Below are 19,372 nucleotides of genomic sequence, written 5' to 3' on the forward strand. Positions count from 1 at the left end.
AAGGAAGAGTGGTCGAAGGAGAGCTGAGGCCTTCTTCCGACACTCCAACTCACGTTCTTCTTTACAGATGCTTCGGGGAAATCGGCGGCGTGGTCCATACCCACTCAACCTGGGCAACTTCGTGGGCACAGGCGGGAAAAAACATTCCCTGCTTTGGGACAACTCACGCCGATCACTTCTACAATGAAGTACCTTGTACTAGATTTCTGAACGCCGAAGAGACAGAGACTGATTACGAGTTGAACACAGGCAGGGTAATCGAAGAAGCTTTTTCCGACAGAGATTACCTCGGAACCCCGGGGGTCCTCGTCGCCGGTCATGGGCCCTTCACATGGGGAAAGGATGTGCTGGACGCAGTCAAGAACGGCATAATTCTTGAAGAGATAGCCAAGACGGCATGTCTTTCACTTCTGATAAACGCGGAAACAAGCATCCTTCCAAGATACATAATGGACAAACACTATTTCCGAAAGCATGGGAAAGACGCGTACTATGGACAAGATCCGAAAAACAAGTGAATAGTACAACCGTTAGGAACTTTGGCAGTGATATCTCTTGTGAGTCTGTTTCACTGACTGACTTTTTGGAAGAAGTTCCTTTTCGGACGCAGCATTAAGTTCATATACTGTCCTTTTCATTTTGAGCGGCAGGCACTCTCCGGCCTCTAGCAAAACCGTGGACTCTATCGAGAACCAGATGAAGATAATAGCCGACAGAACCTGCAACACCGAGAAACAGCACTTCTGTGTAGTTCATCTCGCCCCCAAGAAGTTCCGATCTTAGAAGCACCGTTGTCACGATGATCAGGCCATAGAGAAATCCTCCCCATAACGAATGAAAGAAGCCCCTGTGACTGAGAAGATTTATCGCTTTTGAGACGATCACGCCCAATGCAATAGCAAGGGAAAAGGAAATTGCAACCGCAAGAGACATAGAATTTAGCCAGGATAGAACGATAGGCTGAATCTCTGGCGAAATCACCGAAGAGTAAAAGACGCAGGCAAAGAGACCAGCGATAAGCACTTCGAAGATTCTCTTTATTAAAGCGTTTTTTGAATCAATATCGGGTACATCGCTTCCCAACAAAAACAAGAGATATCCATAGCCTATCAGCCTGCTGTCTTGAAGAGGAGAGACATGCAAGAGCTCGATTGTAGTCAGTGAGAGAAAGATGAAGACAGGATAAGTCGCTATTCCCCAGTAAACATGCGTTCTAAAGTCCGGCATCGGCATCACTGCCAAATTTCGTTCCCTGACTCGAGACATCGACATACAGAAGCACGTCTTTCAGAGATATGCTCATACCACACTCTACTTCCTCCGGAACGGATTCACTCACACCCAGCGGATAGAGGGCCGTGCGGTCGCACAGAGAAAGGTTTACTCTCGAAAACCGCCTGTAGATTGCCGTTATTTCTTCTTCTTCGACATTCAGCCCAATGGTTGCCGTTATTCCAGACATGAAGAGGTATTCAAGCTCGTCGGGTTCGATCTTCATTGACTCAGAGTAGAGTGTCCCCTCAACAGGTAAACAGAAGAGAATCAACTCTCTTGAAAGATTTAGAAAGGGTGTTCCTTCAAGCCTTTCATACATTCTATACTTATCGATTGTTTTTTCGTCTGCAAGTAAGACCTGTCCGGAGTATTCGATAAGATCCCCGGCCTTCAATCTCCGGATGTTCTTTATAGATATCGGATAAAACATCTTCAAAGTCTGTCTTGCCAAGATACACCACCCTATTCGTCAAGCGGAAAATCTCTGTGAATAAATTCCAGCATCTTGTCTACCGTCTCAGATATAAATTTCGAGTAGAACTTGTAGAATTCCTCGAGCCTATCGTATACCGGCTTGGATTCAACCAGATCAATTTCGAAGACGGTTGAAACCGGTCTCGCTATTTTCATGTTAGGAGTGACGCTGGCGTTCCTCAGAACACCGCACTTCTTTGTGACTTCGATCCTGAATAATCTTGAAAGTTCCAGTATTATTGAACGGTCGATACTCTCGTTTATTTTGGGAGGACCAAAAGCAATCTTCAAGATATTCTGAAAGGGGAATATCAGGACCTCCCCGTCATCGAACTCTATCCATCTTCTATAGTTGTCTCTGCATATAGAAAAGAGGGCATCGTCAATCATTTCAGGCAGCCTGAAGTAGTCCTTTCCACGGAGAGAATCCTTCAGAATCTCTTTACGAAGAAGTCTTTCATTGCCAAAATAAGCGAGGAAGTACAGCTTCAACGGACTCTGAAAGATCGCCCTATGGAATACCAGCTCAGCTCCCTCTTCGAAGACACTGGAGAAATCATCAACGATAGGTTCTTCCTCTTCGTTCGAGAATCTGTACAAGGCGCTGGCCGTCTCGAAAGGAGACGAATTGGAGAGTCCTACAAAGCCTCTGCCCTCACTGTCTACGAAAACTGAAAGAACCGGTGCATTCCCCTTCGAAGTTTGAACTACAAGCGTCATGAAATGGCCGAAAGCATTGTCAAGTCTATCAGACCGCTCAACAACCAGTTTCGCGTAAGATGGAAAATTGCTTTCGACGCTCTCGTAAACCGCCTTGAGCTTGTTTCTATAGCTTTCTGGACCGGCATAGTATGTCACTTAAGGAACACCACCGATGATCGTCCATAGATAGATTTTGCCTCCTGGGCGAACTCTGGATTGTGGCTCTTTGGAAGAACAAACAACGCCCTTCTCGAAATCGTAGGAAGATCGGTAAATCCATCCGTGAATAGCAGAAGTCCTTCAGGTCTGAGTTTTTCCTGAGCGTAGTCAACGGCAGGCTGAAGATCGGTCTCCCCTCTACCCATTAACTTAAGATCTCTCCACATACCCTTTCCATACTTCATGACACTCTGCACAGTCTCGTCCACCTGCACCAGCCAGACCCGTGAGTCTGTGACTCTAGTAACCTCATCTATCTCACTGAAGAAGGCGTTGAACTCCTCTTCTATTATGCTCCCGCTAGTATCGACTACGACAACGAGTTTTGCTGCGTAATCGTTTCTCCAGCCGGGCTGATCATCATATCTTCTGTTAGGTCTCATAGGAGTTCGGTATCTGCCAACCTGCATCGATGAACCGAAGAACCGCCTAATCATGTTTCTCCAGTCAAGGATCGGGTTGTCAAGAACCAGTTTCATTACCGCCTCAAGACCCTCCGGCATTCCGTCCTTAGCCTTTTCCATAGTCTCTGAGATCACCTGTTTAAGAAGATCCTCAACGAACTCTTTCGGGAGTTCAAACCTTCCAAAATCCTCATGTGAATCGGGCCTGGATATGCTTGAGTCCAGAAGCTCAAGATCAATGGTCTTGTTTTTCTTCATGAAGTCAAGGCCCCAGTCGTGGTAGAACTCTGCCGTCATTCCCGGATGCTGCATCGGAGGTCCAACGAAGAATCTCTCATTATCGGTTCCACAACCTTCCTGGAGAAGAGAGTCCATAGGAAGACTGAAAGCGTCAAGCTCGCGTATGAACTGATTTACTGCGGCATCCATGGATATATCCCAGAGCATCTTCTCTCTGGATTTGTTGACGGGTATCAGAATGTGTCCATTCACTATATGAAGACACTCGTGCTTCAAAAGCGCCTTCGAAAATGTAAGTGGTTTGTTTCGAAGTGTATCCGGATTGTATAGAAGTTGAAATCTCCCCCTGGAGCTCACCCTCAACTTCATCGTCCTGACCGAAGGAGAGGGAATTCTGTCGATGAAGAGAAGCAGGAAATTGTAGAAGGGGCTGTCCTTGCCTAATTCGAAAACAGCCCTTTCCATCAACTCCTCATTTCTCATCCTTTTCGCTCCTCTGAAGGAATTTCAGAACATCATGGTCCATGGCAAGTTCTTCGAGAAGATTCTCGTAGAAGGCCCGTTTTAATCCCTTTTCCCCCTCGACCTGGTGCACAATATGTCTTATTACCGAAAAGAACGAGTCTTTCGGGATGACTCTGCCTATCCTGAGAAGGTTTTCCGAGATTACAGGTACATTCTGGAAGTATTCCTGAACCTGTAAATCATCTATCTCAGAAAGATGCTTTGTGATACGGAGAATCGAGGCGCTAGTCGCCGAGATATCACCTCCAGAGAGTCTCGAAAGGATATTCTCATCCAGTTCGAGAAGCAGAGTTCGGGGAGAAGGAAGGAGCTCGCTGCCCTGAATCTTACTCATGAAAGTTCTGGCCGCTTCCGGTCCTACTATGCCGGCGGCGATTACATAGCCGAACTTTTCGATCTCCATGCTTGAAAGACCCGCGTATACTCTCCCCAATTTGTACCAGCTACGGGGGCTCGGTCTCAATTCCAGCCGCATCGAGACAACCGTGTCTCTTGAAAGAAACTCTGGATACTCACCTATGAAGTTGGTAACAGTCTCCGGCATCTTCTGGAGCTCTGCCCACTTAAGCCATTCTTCTGGATCGGGAGTCAGTTCTATGTGGAAGAATCGCGACATAAAGGCAGGATCCGTAATAAGTTCAACCTGATCATATTCTTCATCCGGCGGATTTGCCGCGGCCATTATCCAACAACCTTCGGGTAGAAAATGGTTGTGTATTCTTCTATCTATTAGAAGTTGCATAATTGCATTCCTGATTGATCTATGAGCCCTATTTATCTCATCTATCATGAGTATCACATTGCCTTCAGTCGGCCACCAATCGGGCCTCAAAAACAAGGTTCGTTCGCCGTCTCTCGACGGCATCCCGATAAGGTCACCTGGCTCCATCTGTGATATGACTAGGATTATCAACTCTCTGCCCGTCTCAGCTGCAATCTCCCTAGCAAGATCGGTCTTTCCTACCCCAAAGTGACCCCAAAGAAGCGGGATCTCCCCGGATTCCATGATCTTCCTGCTCAAGTGTTTTACGTCCTGAACCTTCAAGCCTATCCCTCCAAAATCCTCATTCAGACAAAATTATAGCACAGCGACTTTAACGATGCCCATGTAATGACTGCCCATAGAGCGAGTGGGAATACCAGCCCAAACAACCATGTGAATGGAGAGGCAACCGGAACATTGAGGAAACCAAGAAAGAGTCCAATATCTCTTGCAAGATAGAGGGTAAGTGGAAGGGTAGAAAAAACCGGCAACAGTGTGGAAAATAAGAACGAGAGTATTGCACCCGGTAGACTGAGCGCCTTGAAGACATTTCTTGTATCTTTGGTCCCGAAGCTCTTCTCAAGAAAGCCCCCGAACAATGAGAGCGTGAAAATTGTTGGAATCATTAGAATGAGGAAATTCATCATGAAAGCCCTATACTGAGATGCATTTGAAGACACATACAAACCAACAACCAGTATTATCAAAGAATATAGCGAGCTGACAACAATAGACTTTGAAAGCACAGATTTTATCCTTCTTATTGGAAACAACCATACGCCATCCCCAATCTGACGTTCAAAGGCAAATAGAGCCGTTGAAGAGACAGTTGTGTAGTTACTGAAAAGAAAGACTATAAGACCAAGGAGCTGCAGAACCCCGAAGCTGTTCAGAAGCGCAGGGTTAACAAACACTACTACAGGCACAAACAGCGAGGGATAGAGAAAGGCAAACGTCAGTTTGGGCTCCCTGACCAGCAGAAGGAGATCCTTAATAATCAAACCCAATAGTACGTTGTGTCTCCTAAACCTCTCTTTTGAATGAAGAGCTGCATTTCCTATTGGTCTTGTCATAAGCTTCTGAAGAACGGTTGGATAAACAAAGACTTCTAGGAAGCCAAGCAAAACAAACAAAACTGCCGAAGTAGTAATGAAAACAAGAAGATCCGTGGTCTCTCCGGTTATTGCCCTTACAAAGGGTGTCCAAGGTAGATATGGAGAGGTGATGACTCTCTGGAGACCTCCGAACTGATCGGCAACCTGATCCGGCCTTGCAAGATCTATAGTAGAGAAGTCCATGAAGCGCAACGTGAAAATGAAGACGAAGATAGTCACCATAGTCATCATGGCAGAGAGAGTCTTGAGAAACCGCCCCTTGGAAAGGAATACTATTCCAAAAGAGATAATTGCGGTTATCACCAGAGTGTCAAGCACAAATACAAACAACAAGACCAGGGCCATCCAGAATCTCCCTCCCGAATAGCCAAGCCCTCTCAGTGCAGCCATGAAGATCGGCGCAAATAGGAGTATGGGCAATCCTCCCGCAGCGAGAACCTCAAGCAGTTGTACATTCGCAACCGTAGACTTCTTAACCGGCAAACTGAGCAGCATCTCAGCCCTATCGGAGAAGAAAAGATTCGAAACTACGATTGGAAGATCGCTACCCAGAAGTATAGAGAATATTATCGCGGAAAAAAAGGAGATGACTATTAGCTTCAGGTCAATTCCGGTAAGCTCTTTGAGCTGGTCGGATAAACCTGCAACTCTAGAGAAATTCGGAACAAGAAAGCCTCTCAGATAGAAAGTAATCGGAACACCTATAGCTATCACAATGACTACTGCAAGGAAAGTTGCAATAATCGCTCTCTTACCCTGCCTTGTCAGCATTCTGTAACCTTCTATAGTTCTCCACTTGATGATTACAAAGAAATCCCTCATATGAATATTCTGCCATAAAGAAGCTTGGATTCTTCATAACACATCCCTGAAGAACTTCTGGTTTTGATTTCAGGAAACAGTCGAGCTTGCAGGCTGCTCCATGGGTAGTGGGAAGAATCGCTTGACGCTGGACGCTGATGGAATGAGTTTCAGGTTCCGAGTTGTAAGCTGCCAGATAGTAATAGGTTCAATGCTGTAATAAGAAGGTACGACAGATTACTCCATTCTCAGAAATACTCCCACCCCGATTATTGGAGTAGAAGACCGGTTTCGATCAAATTATTGATTACTTTAATCATCTGAAAGTATATATAAAAAAAGGGAGAGCAAGCTCTCCCTTCAAAGTGATTCTCTTATCAGTACTCTGGCATCTGTGGCATCGGAGCCTGAGGTTTTTCTTCTGGTTTCTCTGTTAGAGTTGCCTCTGTCGTCAGGAGTATTGCTGCGATAGAAGCTGCATTCTGAAGAGCACTTCTTGTTACCTTTGCGGGATCAATGATACCGACCTTGAACATGTCTGTATAGACATCATTCAGAGCATCGTAGCCGTATGCATTGTCATCGCTATGAAGTATCTTGTCGACAACTACTGCTCCGTCTAAACCGGCGTTCTCAACAATCTGTCTGATCGGAGCCTCTAGAGCCTTGAGAACTACCTTAACACCGATCTTGATATCAGGATTCTCTGTGCTGTCAAAGAGTTCCTGAACGGGCTTCTTTGCTCTTGCAAGGACAACTCCGCCTCCAGCAACTATTCCTTCCTCAACTGCCGCTCTTGTAGCGGAGAGAGCATCTTCGATTCTATGTTTCTTCTCCTTCAGCTCTGTCTCTGTCGCAGCACCAACCTTAATTACCGCTACGCCTCCTGAGAGCTTGGCGAGCCTTTCCTGTAGAGTTTCTTTTTCGTATTCGGAAGTTGTCTGATCGATCTGAACTTTGATCTGACCGATTCTCTGCTTGATCTTTTCAGGATCTCCCTTTCCGTCAACGATTATGGTATCGTCCTTCTTAACCTTCACAACACCTGCGCTACCGAGATCGTTTATCGTTGCGTTTTCCAGAGTAAGCCCAACTTCTTCACTTATTACAGTGCCTCCAGTGAGAATGGCGATGTCCTGGAGCATTGCCTTTCTTCTATCCCCGAATCCAGGGGCCTTAACCGCTACTGAATCGAGAGTACCTCTCAGTTTGTTGAGTACGAGGGTGGAAAGTGCTTCGCCTTCAATGTCCTCAGCAATTATGACAAGTGGCTTTCCTGCCTGCGCGACCTTCTCCAGGATCGGGACAAGCGGCTTAACTGCCGAGACCTTCTTATCGGTTATGAGAATTAACGGTTCTTTAATTATCGCTTCCATCTTTTCCGGATCGGAAACGAAGTAAGGAGAGATGTACCCTCTGTCAAACTGCATACCCTCAACGAATTCAACGTGTGTTTCGAGAGTCTTTGAATCTTCTACCGTTATTACTCCATCCTGACCGACCTTGTCCATTGCTTCGGCTATAAGCTCGCCAATTTCAGTGTCATTGGCCGAGATAGCCGCAACGGAAGCGATATCTTCTCTTGAAGAAATCTTCTTGGAGAGAGATCTTATGTGTGAAACGGCAGTCTCGGTTGCTTTCTGGATTCCCTTCTTCATGAGAATAGGGTTGGCTCCGGCTGTAACGTTCTTCAAACCTTCCTTGATCATTGCATGGGCAAGAACTGTGGCTGTTGTGGTTCCGTCACCGGCAATATCATTTGTCTTGGAGGCTACTTCTTTTACGAGCTGCGCTCCAAGGTTTTCGAATTTATCTTCCAGTTCGATCTCCTTTGCAATCGATACACCATCATTGGTTATCGTTGGAGAACCCCAGCTCTTCTCGAGAACTACGTTTCTACCTTTCGGACCAAGCGTTATCTTAACTGCATTTGCTACAGCATCTACGCCTTTTTCAAGTGATCTTCGTGCTTCTTCGCTGTATTTCAGAATCTTAGCCATACTGATTCCTCCTTCAATCTTCGATCTTTGCCAGGACATCATCCTGATCGATGATTATGTAGTCATCTTCATCGATCTTGATCTCCGTACCGGAATACTTGGAATAGAGGACCTTGTCGTTTTCCTTAAGGTCAATATCCTCGACTTTCTCGCCAACTGCAATTACCTTCGCAGTCATCTGCTTTTCCTTCGCAGCGTCTGGAAGAACGATACCACCTGATGTCTTCTTCTCTTCCTCATAAGGCTTAATCAGTAATCTTGTACCAAGGGGAACTACCTTCATAAAAAGCCTCCTTTCGTATTGTATATTTAGCACTCAAAGTAATAGTCTGCTAATAAATGATAAAACAACATTGTGATTTCTTCAAGGGCTTCCAGTGTTAAATGATCGTAAACATGAAAGATTAAGGGTGTTCGAGGGCGTTTATGCTCTCTTTCCCCCGGTTTTTCTGATTATCTTCGTCCCACTCTCGCCACTCGAGCTCACGGCTACGCAATCTCCAGTTTCAATATATTGGTAGAGTTACTAGTTCCAAACGGAATGCCAGCGGTAAGAATTATCGTATCCCCGCTTTTCACAAGCTTAAGCTGTCTTGCAAGAGGCCCGGCAACTTCAACAAGATCGTCTGTAGAATTGCCAAGACCCATTAATACTGGATGAGCTCCCCAAACGAGGTTTAGCCTATAATACGTTGCTTCATTGGGAGTAACCGCAAGTATATGAGCCCTTGGCCTGAACCCCGAGACATTTCTTGCAGTGTGTCCAGAGAAAGTGGAGCTTACAATGACCTTCACCTTCAGCGCTTCGCTAATGTCCCACGCTGCTCTGCAGATAGCATCTGTGTGATCGTCTGTTGAAACCTTTTCTCTTGTCCACCTCAGCAAACCAGGATCCTGCTTAAGATACCTTTCCGCTGATCTTGCCGTTAGATCCATAACTGTCACAGCTTCCAGAGGATATTTACCAATCGAAGTCTCACCAGAAAGCATTATGGCATCAGTACCGTCAATGATCGCATTGGTAATATCCGTTGCTTCGGCCCTCGTTGGCGCTGGATTCTCTATCATAGATTCAAGCATCTGGGTTGCCGTTATCACAGGAATCCGCTTCTGATTGCCGAACCTAATGATCTTCTTCTGAGCGACCGGCACCTCCTCAACGGGTATCTCAACACCCAGATCGCCTCTGGCAACCATCATACCATCGGAAACTTCTGCTATCTTCTCAATGTTTTTCAGCGCCTGTTCCGTCTCTATCTTGGATACTATAGGAATAGATCCTCCAAACTCCTCAACTACCTTCTTTGCGTGAAGAACGTCTTCCGGTCTCCTGACAAAGGATAGCGCAAAGTAGTCAACTTGTTCCTCGATTCCCAGTTCAATGAACCGCCTGTCCTTTTCTGTAATTGCCGGTATGCTTATGTCTATTCCCGGAAGGTTGATTCCTCTTCTGTGAGTTACAACTCCCCCACTCAAGATTCTTGTCCTAACTTCGGACTTTGTGACGGATAAAACCTTAAGCTTGATCTTTCCATCATCCATCATAATAAGATTCCCGGCCTTCACTTCCTCTGGGAGCTTATTGTAGTTAACACTTACAATCGTATCGTCTCCTTCAATGTCTTCAGTTGTAAGAACAAACTCGCCTCCCTTCGGGAGCTCCACATAAGGAATTCTGAAGACACCTGTTCTGATCTTTGGACCTGAAAGGTCCAGCAAGATCGTGAGAGGAGATCTCATTGATTGGCGAATCTCTTTCAATTTCCTGATTCTATCCTTGTGTTCAGTAATATTGCCATGAGTTGTATTCAGCCTGGCAACATCCATCCCTCTCTGTATGAGAGCCCTCAGCATTTCCGGAGTCTCAGTAACAGGTCCGATAGTGCAGACAATCTTGGTCTTTCTCAAAGCAGATCACCCCGTCAGGAGAGTATTTTCGCCATTTCAACCAGTTCCATATCCAACGTCCTTTTGTTGGAAAGAACTTCTTCGAGAGGTACAGCAGCGATTTTTCCGCCTTTCAATGCCATCATAAGGCCGCCTTCTTCCTTTTCGAGCACCTTAATGGAAGCGTATCCCATTCTCGAAGCGAGAACCCTGTCAAAAGCAGTCGGTGAACCGCCTCTCTGAATATGACCTAAGATGGTTATTCTCGTCTCGTACCCAATTCTGTGTTCTACATGTCTGGCAACAGTGAAGGCACTTGATGCACCTTCGGCAACTACAATGATGCAGTTGATCTTTCCTCTTTTCCTTTCTTTCAAAATCTTATCGGCTATCGACTCATAATCTACGGGGAGTTCAGGAACTATTATTGCTTCCGCTCCAACGGCAATACCCGAAGCAAGTGCCACGTAACCGGAGTTCCTACCCATTACCTCCACTACAAATGCCCTTTCGTGAGAAGAAGCAGTGTCTTTGAGCTTCTGAATTGATTCGACACAGGTATTCAAACACGTATCCACCCCTATACACATGTCTGTCATAGCAATGTCGTTATCTATTGTTCCCGGAATGCCGACAACTGGAATTCCGTTTTCTTCCATAAGCAGTTTTGCACCGGAAAGACTCCCCTCTCCTCCGATGACAATAAGAGCTTCAATGTGATTATTTCTCAGGACTTCGGCAGCCCTAGCTCTACCTTCCTCGGTCTTGAACTCTTCGCATCGGGAACTCCTGAGGACCGTTCCACCTTTCTCCATTATTCCTCCGACCGAGGAGTAATCCATATCGACGAACTCTTCATCAAGCAGACCAGAGTACCCTCTCCTAATTCCTACAACTGCTATTTCATCTGTCTGGGCAGTTCTTACAGCTGCCCTTATAGCTGCATTCATCCCTGGCGAATCCCCTCCACTGGTGAGGACCCCGACCTTCTTTATCATCATTATCCCTCCTAACGATGACTGCACTTAGCTAACCGACTACATTCTAGCACATTGCGATTCTATAATCACCAGCCAGAAATGCGTCCAGAAGTTAACTTATCTAATTACTTGGTGTATAATTTCAGGTGAAACAGGAGGTGATCGAATGAAGGTCCTCAAGTCAGGAATTCCGGAGTTTGAAGCAAAAATGTATCAGGAAATCCTTCTAAAAGAAGGAATCTTCTCGGAACTGGTGGATTCTCATTTCGCATACACCGACAGTATTTACTTTGATTCGGGCGGCTTAGTAGACATTATTATAGCCGACGATGATTTCGAAGAAGCCGTTCAGATCTTTGAAGACTTGCAAGAGAGGGGGAGGGAAGAAACGGATGAGTGATCTAAAGAGAACGCCGCTTTACAGCGAACATGTGAGACTAAAGGGAAAGTTGGTTGATTTTGCTGGATGGGAGATGCCTTTGCAGTTTGATTCGATAATCAACGAGCACAATCTTGTCAGGAAGGAAGCCGGCCTCTTTGATGTCTCGCACATGGGAGAAATCGAAATTGTGGGACCCGATGCTATTCGGTTTTCGGACTATTTGATAACAAACTCAGTCTCTTCGCTGAAGAACGGAGCCATAGTCTATTCTCCAATGTGCAATGAAAATGGTGGGATAGTCGATGACGTATTGGTCTACAGAATAGGCAATGGAAAGGTGATGTTCGTAGTTAACGCTTCAAACAAAGACAAAGATTTCGAGTGGATCACGAAAAACAAGGGTGCTTTCGACGTGCAAATTAAAGACGCATCCGACGACTTTGCGCAGATCGCCTTTCAGGGACCTCATGCAGAGGGGATATTACAGGAAATATCGCAGGTCAAATTGGCGGACATTCCCTTCTACCATTTCGTGTACGGCAGAGTGAACGGCATTCAGGCGCTGGTTTCTCGTACAGGCTATACGGGAGAAGACGGGTTTGAGCTGTATATCGATCCTCAGGGTGCTATCCCTCTTTGGAGAAAGATACTTGAGACGGGAGCTGGTTTAGGTGTGAAGCCTATCGGCCTTGGAGCAAGAGATACACTAAGGTTTGAGGCTTCCTACATGCTTTATGGCAACGAACTCTCCGATGAGACAACCCCTCTTGAGGCGGGTCTCAAATGGACGGTAAAGATGGACAAAGACTTCATCGGCAAAGCTATTCTGGAAGAACAACTAGCAAACGGGACAAAGTACAAGCTCAAGGGACTAGAACTATCCGGCAGGAGTATCGCGAGGCATGGATTTGAGGTCTTTGACGGTGAGAAGAAGATCGGTTGGATCACGAGCGGAGTATTTTCTCCAACGCTCGGCAAATCTCTCGCTCTAGCATATCTGGAAAAGGATTACTGGAAGAGCGGCTCAGAAGTGCAGGTCGAAATTCGATCGAAGAAGTCACCTGCAGTAGTTGTCAAAACACCTTTCTATAGAGGCTCTGTAAAATCGAAAAGTTAAGGAGGAGATTTGTAATGAAGAAGTTCGCGGCAACTCACGAATGGGTATCGGTTGAAGGAAAGGTAGCAACAGTTGGTATTTCAGATCACGCTCAAGACCATCTGGGTGACATTGTGTACGTAGACCTTCCTGAAGTAGGCAAGTCTCTTAAGAAGGGCGATGTCTTCTGCACGATAGAGTCTGTAAAAGCGGCAAGTGACATATACGCTCCCGTAAGCGGGAAAATCGTTGAGGTGAATGAGGAGCTTGATTCCTCACCCGAGAAGATTAACGATGATGCCGAAGGCGAAGGCTGGATAGTGAGAATTGAAGTTGCAGATGAATCGGAACTTGACAGCCTGATGGACTTGGAGGCGTATAAGAAGCACTGTGAAGAGGAGGGCTAATATGCCTGAGTTCCCTTATCTGCCCCAGACCAACAAGGATGTCGAGGAAATGCTGGAGGTAGTTGGCGTCAAGAGCGTTTCAGAGCTTTTCAAGGATATCCCCGATAAGTTTGATGTCGATATCTCAATACCCGAAAGCAAGGATGAATTCACTGTACTCAGAGATCTGAAAGAACTTAGTGAGAAAAACATAACGCTTGACGACCTGTCCGTCTTCAGAGGGGCAGGTGTGTACAAACACTTCGTTCCAAGCGTGGTTCAGGCGATCGCATCGAGAGGCGAGTTTCTCACCGCATATACACCTTACCAGGCAGAAGTCTCACAGGGGACTCTTCAGATGCTGTTTGAATTCCAGACGATGATCTGCGAGCTGACAGGAATGGAGGTAGCCAATTCATCTATGTACGATGGCGCAAGCGCAGCTGCAGAAGCTGCGCTGATGGCTGTTAGGGTAAGAGGGGGTCAGAAGGTCCTGGTTTCGGGGTCACTTCATCCCGAGTATATAGATACGATCAAGACCTACTGTTTTGGCAGTGACATAAGCGTTGAAACCGTTGCTTTCGATTCCGAGACAGGACAGGTGGATTTTGCCGATCTAGAAAAGAAACTCACCGAGGATACTTCCGGTTTTGTGCTGGGCTACCCAAACTTCTTCGGAATAATCGAGAACATTTCGGAGGTTCGAACCAGAATCGGCGAGAAGACAATGCTTATAGTATGCGCTGACCCAATCGCTCTCGGAATACTTGAAGCTCCCGGAAAGCTTGGAGCCGATGTTGTTGTGGGTGAAGGTCAATCGTTGGGCAATTCTCCTTCATTTGGCGGACCGGGTCTAGGCTTCTTCGCGTCAAAAGAGAGCTATATAAGAAAGATGCCCGGAAGAATTATCGGAGAGACAAAGGACAGTGATGGACGCACAGGATATGTCATGGTTCTCCAGACAAGGGAACAGCATATCAGAAGAAGTAAGGCCACATCCAACATTTGCTCGAACCATGCATTCAACGCACTGATCGCTTCAGTCTACATGAGTATGATAGGTTCTGATGGGATAAGAGAGATCGCGAAAAGATCTTTTGACAAAGCTCATTATTTGGCAGAGAGAATTGGAAGAACAGATCGTGTGCGGCTGGTCTTCACAGGCCCCTTTTTCAACGAATTCGTTGCACAGTTTGACTGTAACTTGAAAGAGTTTAACGAACGGCTACTAGAAGACAAGATATTAGGACCGCTAGAACTGGAAAGGTTTAATGAAGAGATGAAGGGTTATGGGCTTATCTGTACAACAGAAGCTAATCTTAACGAGGAGATTGAGTTTTTTGCCGGCAGACTGGAGGAGATATCATGACGATTTTCGATCTTTCAACTGAAGGAAGAAAGGCCTTTCATCTCCCGAAAGAAGAGAGCTACGGTTATGACCCTTCAGATCTGCTACGTGAGGACTGGTTGAGAGAGAAGAATCCCGGTCTTCCTCAGCTTAGCGAGCTTCAGGTAATCAGGCATTACACCGGACTCTCGGAGAAAAACCACTCAGTTGATACCGGTTTCTATCCTCTTGGATCATGTACAATGAAGTACAATCCAAGGCTCAACGAGAAAGTCGCTGGTCTTGAAGGTTTCAGTCAGATACATCCGTACCAATCTGAAGAGACTGTCCAGGGAGCTTTAGAAGTGATGTTCAACTTACAGAACTCTCTGTGCGAGATCACCGGAATGAGCAACTTCACTCTTCAACCGGCCGCAGGGGCACATGGCGAGCTGGTCGGAATGCTTCTGATGAAAAAATACTTCGAACTGAGGGGTGAAAGCAACAGAAAGAAGGTTATTGTACCTGACTCAGCACATGGGACTAACCCCGCTTCGGCAGCCATGGCAGGCTTTGAGGTCGTCGAAGTACCTTCAGGAAGCAATGGAAGGGTTGCCCTTAATAGCCTTGTTGAGATGCTTGATGAAGACGTAGCAGGAATAATGCTTACCAACCCGAACACAGTGGGCCTTTTTGAAAACGAGATCTGCGAGATTCAGGAGGCCGCGCACAAGAAGGGCGCTTTGCTCTATTATGACGGCGCCAATCTCAATGCGATAATGGGCCACGCGAGGCCAGGCGACATGGGTTTTGATATCGTTCACTTAAACTTGCACAAAACCTTTTCGACACCTCATGGAATGGGAGGCCCCGGAAGCGGCCCTGTGGGAGTGAAGAGCTTTCTTGCAGACTTGCTACCTGTTCCTGTGGTTAATTTTGATGGTCGGAAGTTCTCATTTGATTACAATCTTCCGAATTCAATAGGAAAAGTTAGGAGTTTCTACGGTAATTTCGGTGTTTTCCTGAAGGCTTACGCATACATATTATCCATGGGCGGCAATGGTCTCAAGAGAGCTAGCGAGATGGCTGTCTTAAATGCCAACTATCTTCGAGTCAAACTCAACAAGCTCATTCCGACCGCCTATCCCGATATATGCATGCATGAATTCGTTCTGAAAGGCAGCAAGCTTGTATCAGAATATGAAGTGAAGACCCTGGATGTTGCCAAAAGACTCCTAGACTACGGAATACACCCTCCTACAGTCTACTTTCCGCTGATTGTGGATGAAGCATTGATGATAGAACCTACAGAGACTGAGACCAAAGAGGTTCTAGATGCTTTTGCCGATACTTTCGAGAAAATTCTGAAAGAGGCAAAGGAGGATCCCAGCATACTCAAAGCTGCTCCTCAGAAGACAGTTGTCGGAAGACTTGATGAAGCAACTGCTTCAAGAAAGCCAAAGACAAGGTGGAGCAAGGGAACTTGATATTGAAACTTAAAAAGTGCTGTGATATCATAGTTTCAGCAGAGCAGGCGTAGCTTCAATCGGTCGAGCGCCGCCTTGGTAAGGCGGAGGTTGTGAGTTCAAATCTCATCGCCTGCTCCATCTATATAACCGGACGAAAGTCCGGTTTTTTTTTGATCATGCGAAAAAGTACTAATTTTGAATCTTATTACAATCTATGCTAGAATGAAAATGTAACTTTCTTTGCGTAGCTATAACCATCCAGTTCTCCTTGTAAGGCTTTGAACGGTATTTGAAAGCAATACGACTGTAACCTCCGTTAAGAACACTGTGAGTCTAGCTCCGTTTACGGTCAGATTTGGCAATTCTTTGCTTTTTGGGTGGATGTATAGGTACTCTCGCTGTTCGGTGCGTTCTATTCAGGGGTGAAGTCTGTGTTTGATTTCTATTCAAAGCCAAGAATAATCCTGGTGGGAAGAAGCCAGAAGGATGCAAGAAGGTTAATTGAGGCTTTCGATGATCGTTTTGACGTCAGATACGTCGAAGAGGTGTCTGACGAGTTTGGTCGATTTTCAGATGCTATGATCTTTGATTATGTCAGTGAAGACATCATCAATAATCTTCGTGCAGGAACAATTCCATACCTTTGCCTTGTCGGAAGTGAGAAGTCAATAGAGAAGTTCTCCCTGGTACCGGGCGAGTATTTGCTAAAGGGACCGGGTTACCTGCATTATCTTCCAGAAATCGTCTACTCAATGCTTGAAAAGCACCGACTTCAGAAGACTCTGGATTTCGAGCGAGAAAAGTATATGGGCCTCGTCAATAGTATGGGATGCGGAATGCTCATCCTTAGAAAGAGAGATGGAAACGTAATCTTCTGTAATAAGTTTGCGCAGAGCCTTCTCGGGTACTCAGAAGAAGAGATCGAGAAGATGAGTATACAGGATCTTTTATACGATGAACCCTTTGCCCTGCAGACTATTCTTGGTAGAGAGAGCTTTGACACCGATAGAGAGATCGTAATGCTGACGAAGGCCGGGGGGAAAATCTACGTGATTTTCAACACTTCAGAAATGTTATACGGTGCAGAGAGAGTTGTACAACTAACATTCATGGACGTTTCGAAGCAGAAGAGGGATAGGGAAGAACTAATCTTCCAATGGCGTTTTCTGGACAATGCTGAGGAGATTGCGATAGCCGTTGACGAGAAGGGAAGAATAGTCTATCTGAACAGATTTGCTGCGGAGATTCATGGTTATGATCTTGAGGAAATGATAGGGGACAGTCTCACTTCGTATCTGGTGCAAGACGAGGTAGAAGCAAAGTCCATGCAATTCTCCATAATGAAGTCTGGAAAATGGAAAGGAAGACACCTGCACAAGAGAAAGGACGGTTCCGTATTTACTGTAGAAGAGAAAAGAAGTATGTTGAGAGTCGATGAGAATGTATATGAGCTTGTGATTGGAATTGACGTCACCGAGAGCATCGAGCTTCAGAAACGAGCCAATCTCCATTCCCTGCTCCTCAACGGAACGGGAGACCTGGCTGTCGCGACAGACATGGAGAATAGATTGATCTACATGAATGAAGCTGCAGAAGAATACTTCAACACAAAACTCGAAGAAGAACAAGGAAGAGGTCCTAACGAAACGAATTCTAAGACTCTCCGGGCCTTTCTTGAGATGGCTGCATCTAGATCTTCTGAATCATCAGGAAAGAGAATAAGATTCCCTGACAACAGCAACTCAGAACCCCCAGTTGAGTTCACCAAGAAGATTGTGCGCGATTCCGGCAGAGAGGTAGGCACCATCTTTCTAGGAAGGCAGACGGACTAAGTAATAAGCCGTAACAAAGATTAAGCAATTAATGGTAGTTGCATTTCCCCGCATAAGCGGCCATATTGGTTGAGTCATTCTAGATTCCGAAACCGAGCTACTATGAGTCTTGCCATTCAAGCACCTCTTCGTGAACGATATTATGACGATAAACTGACAAGCGCAATAATTGACAGACTAGTTCATCATTGCCATCTGTTCGTTTTTACGGGAAGAAGTTACAGATTGGAGCACTCTAACCTTAGAGGCTAAACAGTTAATCCCGGGTTCTGGATTTTTATCTGGCCAAGTACCGTATTTCCTAGGCCAAAAACATTCAGTAATGATTTGTGATTGGCATTCTCCAGTCTTTCCCAAACGCTCTTTTGGAAACCTTTATCCCAGGAGCGCACTGCTTGCGCTTGTACTCGTTCTTTCTCAACAGTTTCAGCGAATGCTCTACTGTTGACCTTTCGAACCCCTCGAGTACGATCTCCTCCGCTGAGAGACCTTCTTCTATGTGAAACCTGAGGATTTCATCTAGAATCTCATATGGAGGGAGAGTGTCCTGATCCTTCTGACCTTCCTTAAGTTCTGCCGACGGTGCCTTCAAGAATACATTGCTCGGAATGACATCTTTCTCTTCAAGTTCATTCAAGCGTTCTGCGATCATATAGACCTGAGTCTTGTAGAGATCCTTAAGAACCGCAAGTCCGCCCGCCATATCTCCGTAGAGAGTTGAGTATCCCGTTGCCATCTCACTCTTGTTGCCTGTTACAAGTACAAGCCATCCAAACTTGTTTGAAAGCGCCATGAGAATGTTTCCCCTGATTCTTGCCTGCAGGTTTTCTTCAGTAACATCTTCCGCTGCATCCTTGAAGGTAGTCTTTAAGGCCTTTAGAGTAGAATCCATTATGCTCTCGATCGGTACCTCAAGGATCTCAATGCCCAGATTCTCTGCAAGCTCCATTGCATCTCTTCTAGACTCATTCGAGGTTATTCGTGAAGGCATGAACACGCCTTTGACATTGTTTTTACCTATCGCCCTTACTGCAAGAGCCGCTACTAGGGCGGAGTCCATTCCTCCACTTAGCCCAAGAACTATCCTCTCGAAGTTGTTCTTCTTCAAGTAGTCTCCTATACCAAGTTCCAAAGCGGCTATCAACTCGTCGTATTTACTCAGTTCTGATTCTCTTCGAACAGCAAGCTCTGAAGCTGTTTCCCTGTATGATGGTTCAACTGTCACTTCTTCGATACTCACGTTCTTGGAGTAGACCTTCCTTTTTCCTTCAAAGAGGTTGTATCTGGTGGAAATATCTGTGTCTATGTCCAGCACAAGCAGATCTTCCTCAAAGGCCCTCCCGACCACCAGCCTCCCGTCTGGCATTGCTACGCAGCTCCTTCCATCGAATACTAGATCATCCTGAGCACCAACCAGGTTACAGTAGGCTATGGTGCTGGAATACTCCATCGCTCTCGTCAGCAGAAGAGAAGACCGGGTTTTATGCTTCTGCGA

Annotated in this window: 17 protein-coding genes, 1 tRNA gene and 2 pseudogenes; 9 read left to right on the forward strand and 11 right to left on the reverse strand. The window is 45.9% G+C overall.

The window, feature by feature from the left end:
• A partial coding sequence (locus tag B3N33_RS05755) for a class II aldolase/adducin family protein (protein WP_292592451.1) occupies positions 1-518 on the forward strand: 518 nt, incomplete at its 5' end.
• A 100-nt stretch (positions 519-618) separates the two neighbouring features.
• On the opposite strand, the gene B3N33_RS05760 is transcribed toward B3N33_RS05755, so the two are convergent.
• From B3N33_RS05760 to pfkA, 10 genes are all read right to left on the reverse strand, one after another.
• Positions 619-1,227 carry a metal-dependent hydrolase gene (locus B3N33_RS05760; RefSeq protein ID WP_292592453.1) on the reverse strand — a complete coding sequence of 203 codons (609 nt, stop codon included), beginning with the start codon at positions 1,225-1,227 and terminating at the stop codon, positions 619-621.
• Entirely contained in the window at positions 1,214-1,726 is a 513-nt protein-coding gene (locus tag B3N33_RS05765) for a hypothetical protein (protein WP_292592454.1), read from the reverse strand. The genes B3N33_RS05760 and B3N33_RS05765 overlap by 14 nt, the downstream gene beginning before the upstream one ends.
• 11 nt (positions 1,727-1,737) lie before the next feature.
• Positions 1,738-2,607: a DUF4895 domain-containing protein gene (locus B3N33_RS05770; RefSeq protein WP_292592456.1), complete on the reverse strand. Its 870-nt coding sequence runs from the start codon at positions 2,605-2,607 to the stop codon at positions 1,738-1,740.
• Positions 2,604-3,797, reverse strand: a complete 1,194-nt coding sequence (locus B3N33_RS05775) for a VWA-like domain-containing protein (protein ID WP_214079528.1) — start codon at positions 3,795-3,797, stop codon at positions 2,604-2,606. The genes B3N33_RS05770 and B3N33_RS05775 overlap by 4 nt, the downstream gene beginning before the upstream one ends.
• On the reverse strand, positions 3,787-4,884 hold the full coding sequence (locus B3N33_RS05780; RefSeq protein WP_214079529.1) for an AAA family ATPase: 1,098 nt from the start codon (positions 4,882-4,884) through the stop codon (positions 3,787-3,789). Before B3N33_RS05780 ends, B3N33_RS05775 begins: the two co-directional genes overlap by 11 nt.
• A 23-nt stretch (positions 4,885-4,907) precedes the next feature.
• Entirely contained in the window at positions 4,908-6,539 is a 1,632-nt protein-coding gene (locus B3N33_RS05785; RefSeq protein ID WP_292592458.1) for a hypothetical protein, read from the reverse strand.
• Between the two features lie 356 nt (positions 6,540-6,895).
• Positions 6,896-8,518 carry a chaperonin GroEL gene (groL, locus tag B3N33_RS05790; RefSeq protein ID WP_214079531.1) on the reverse strand — a complete coding sequence of 541 codons (1,623 nt, stop codon included), beginning with the start codon at positions 8,516-8,518 and terminating at the stop codon, positions 6,896-6,898.
• Between the two features lie 13 nt (positions 8,519-8,531).
• Positions 8,532-8,801: a co-chaperone GroES gene (gene groES, locus B3N33_RS05795; protein WP_214079532.1), complete on the reverse strand. Its 270-nt coding sequence runs from the start codon at positions 8,799-8,801 to the stop codon at positions 8,532-8,534.
• A 206-nt stretch (positions 8,802-9,007) separates the two neighbouring features.
• Positions 9,008-10,426: a pyruvate kinase gene (gene pyk, locus B3N33_RS05800; RefSeq protein ID WP_214079533.1), complete on the reverse strand. Its 1,419-nt coding sequence runs from the start codon at positions 10,424-10,426 to the stop codon at positions 9,008-9,010.
• 14 nt (positions 10,427-10,440) lie between these two features.
• Entirely contained in the window at positions 10,441-11,400 is a 960-nt protein-coding gene (gene pfkA / locus B3N33_RS05805; RefSeq protein ID WP_349680399.1) for a 6-phosphofructokinase, read from the reverse strand.
• Between the two features lie 151 nt (positions 11,401-11,551).
• Here pfkA and B3N33_RS05810 point away from each other — a divergent pair, with 151 nt between their 5' ends.
• The 8 genes and pseudogenes from B3N33_RS05810 to B3N33_RS05845 form a co-directional block, all read left to right on the forward strand.
• Positions 11,552-11,785, forward strand: coding sequence for a DUF2007 domain-containing protein (locus tag B3N33_RS05810; RefSeq protein WP_214079534.1), 234 nt, complete (start codon positions 11,552-11,554; stop codon positions 11,783-11,785).
• Complete coding sequence (gene gcvT, locus B3N33_RS05815) at positions 11,778-12,884, forward strand: glycine cleavage system aminomethyltransferase GcvT (protein ID WP_214079535.1); 1,107 nt, start codon at positions 11,778-11,780, stop codon at positions 12,882-12,884. The genes B3N33_RS05810 and gcvT overlap by 8 nt, the downstream gene beginning before the upstream one ends.
• A 14-nt stretch (positions 12,885-12,898) precedes the next feature.
• The gene (gene gcvH, locus B3N33_RS05820; protein WP_214060411.1) at positions 12,899-13,270 is read left to right on the forward strand and encodes a glycine cleavage system protein GcvH; all 372 of its coding nucleotides are present in this window, start codon (positions 12,899-12,901) and stop codon (positions 13,268-13,270) included.
• 1 nt (position 13,271) lies between these two features.
• Complete coding sequence (gene gcvPA / locus B3N33_RS05825) at positions 13,272-14,618, forward strand: aminomethyl-transferring glycine dehydrogenase subunit GcvPA (RefSeq protein ID WP_214079536.1); 1,347 nt, start codon at positions 13,272-13,274, stop codon at positions 14,616-14,618.
• Positions 14,615-16,063, forward strand: a complete 1,449-nt coding sequence (gene gcvPB / locus B3N33_RS05830; protein WP_214060413.1) for an aminomethyl-transferring glycine dehydrogenase subunit GcvPB — start codon at positions 14,615-14,617, stop codon at positions 16,061-16,063. Before gcvPA ends, gcvPB begins: the two co-directional genes overlap by 4 nt.
• Before the next feature lie 43 nt (positions 16,064-16,106).
• Positions 16,107-16,183 (forward strand) — tRNA-Thr (locus tag B3N33_RS05835).
• A 293-nt stretch (positions 16,184-16,476) separates the two neighbouring features.
• Positions 16,477-17,877, forward strand: coding sequence for a PAS domain-containing protein (locus tag B3N33_RS05840; protein ID WP_292592461.1), 1,401 nt, complete (start codon positions 16,477-16,479; stop codon positions 17,875-17,877).
• 138 nt (positions 17,878-18,015) lie between these two features.
• Positions 18,016-18,129 (forward strand): annotated as a pseudogene (locus B3N33_RS05845) (ATP-binding protein); the annotation flags it as partial.
• 64 nt (positions 18,130-18,193) lie between these two features.
• Here the strand turns inward: B3N33_RS05845 and B3N33_RS05850 are convergent.
• Positions 18,194-19,372 (reverse strand): annotated as a pseudogene (locus tag B3N33_RS05850) (NAD+ synthase); the annotation flags it as partial.

Source organism: Mesotoga sp. UBA5825 (genome assembly GCF_002432955.1).
GTDB lineage: Bacteria > Thermotogota > Thermotogae > Petrotogales > Kosmotogaceae > Mesotoga.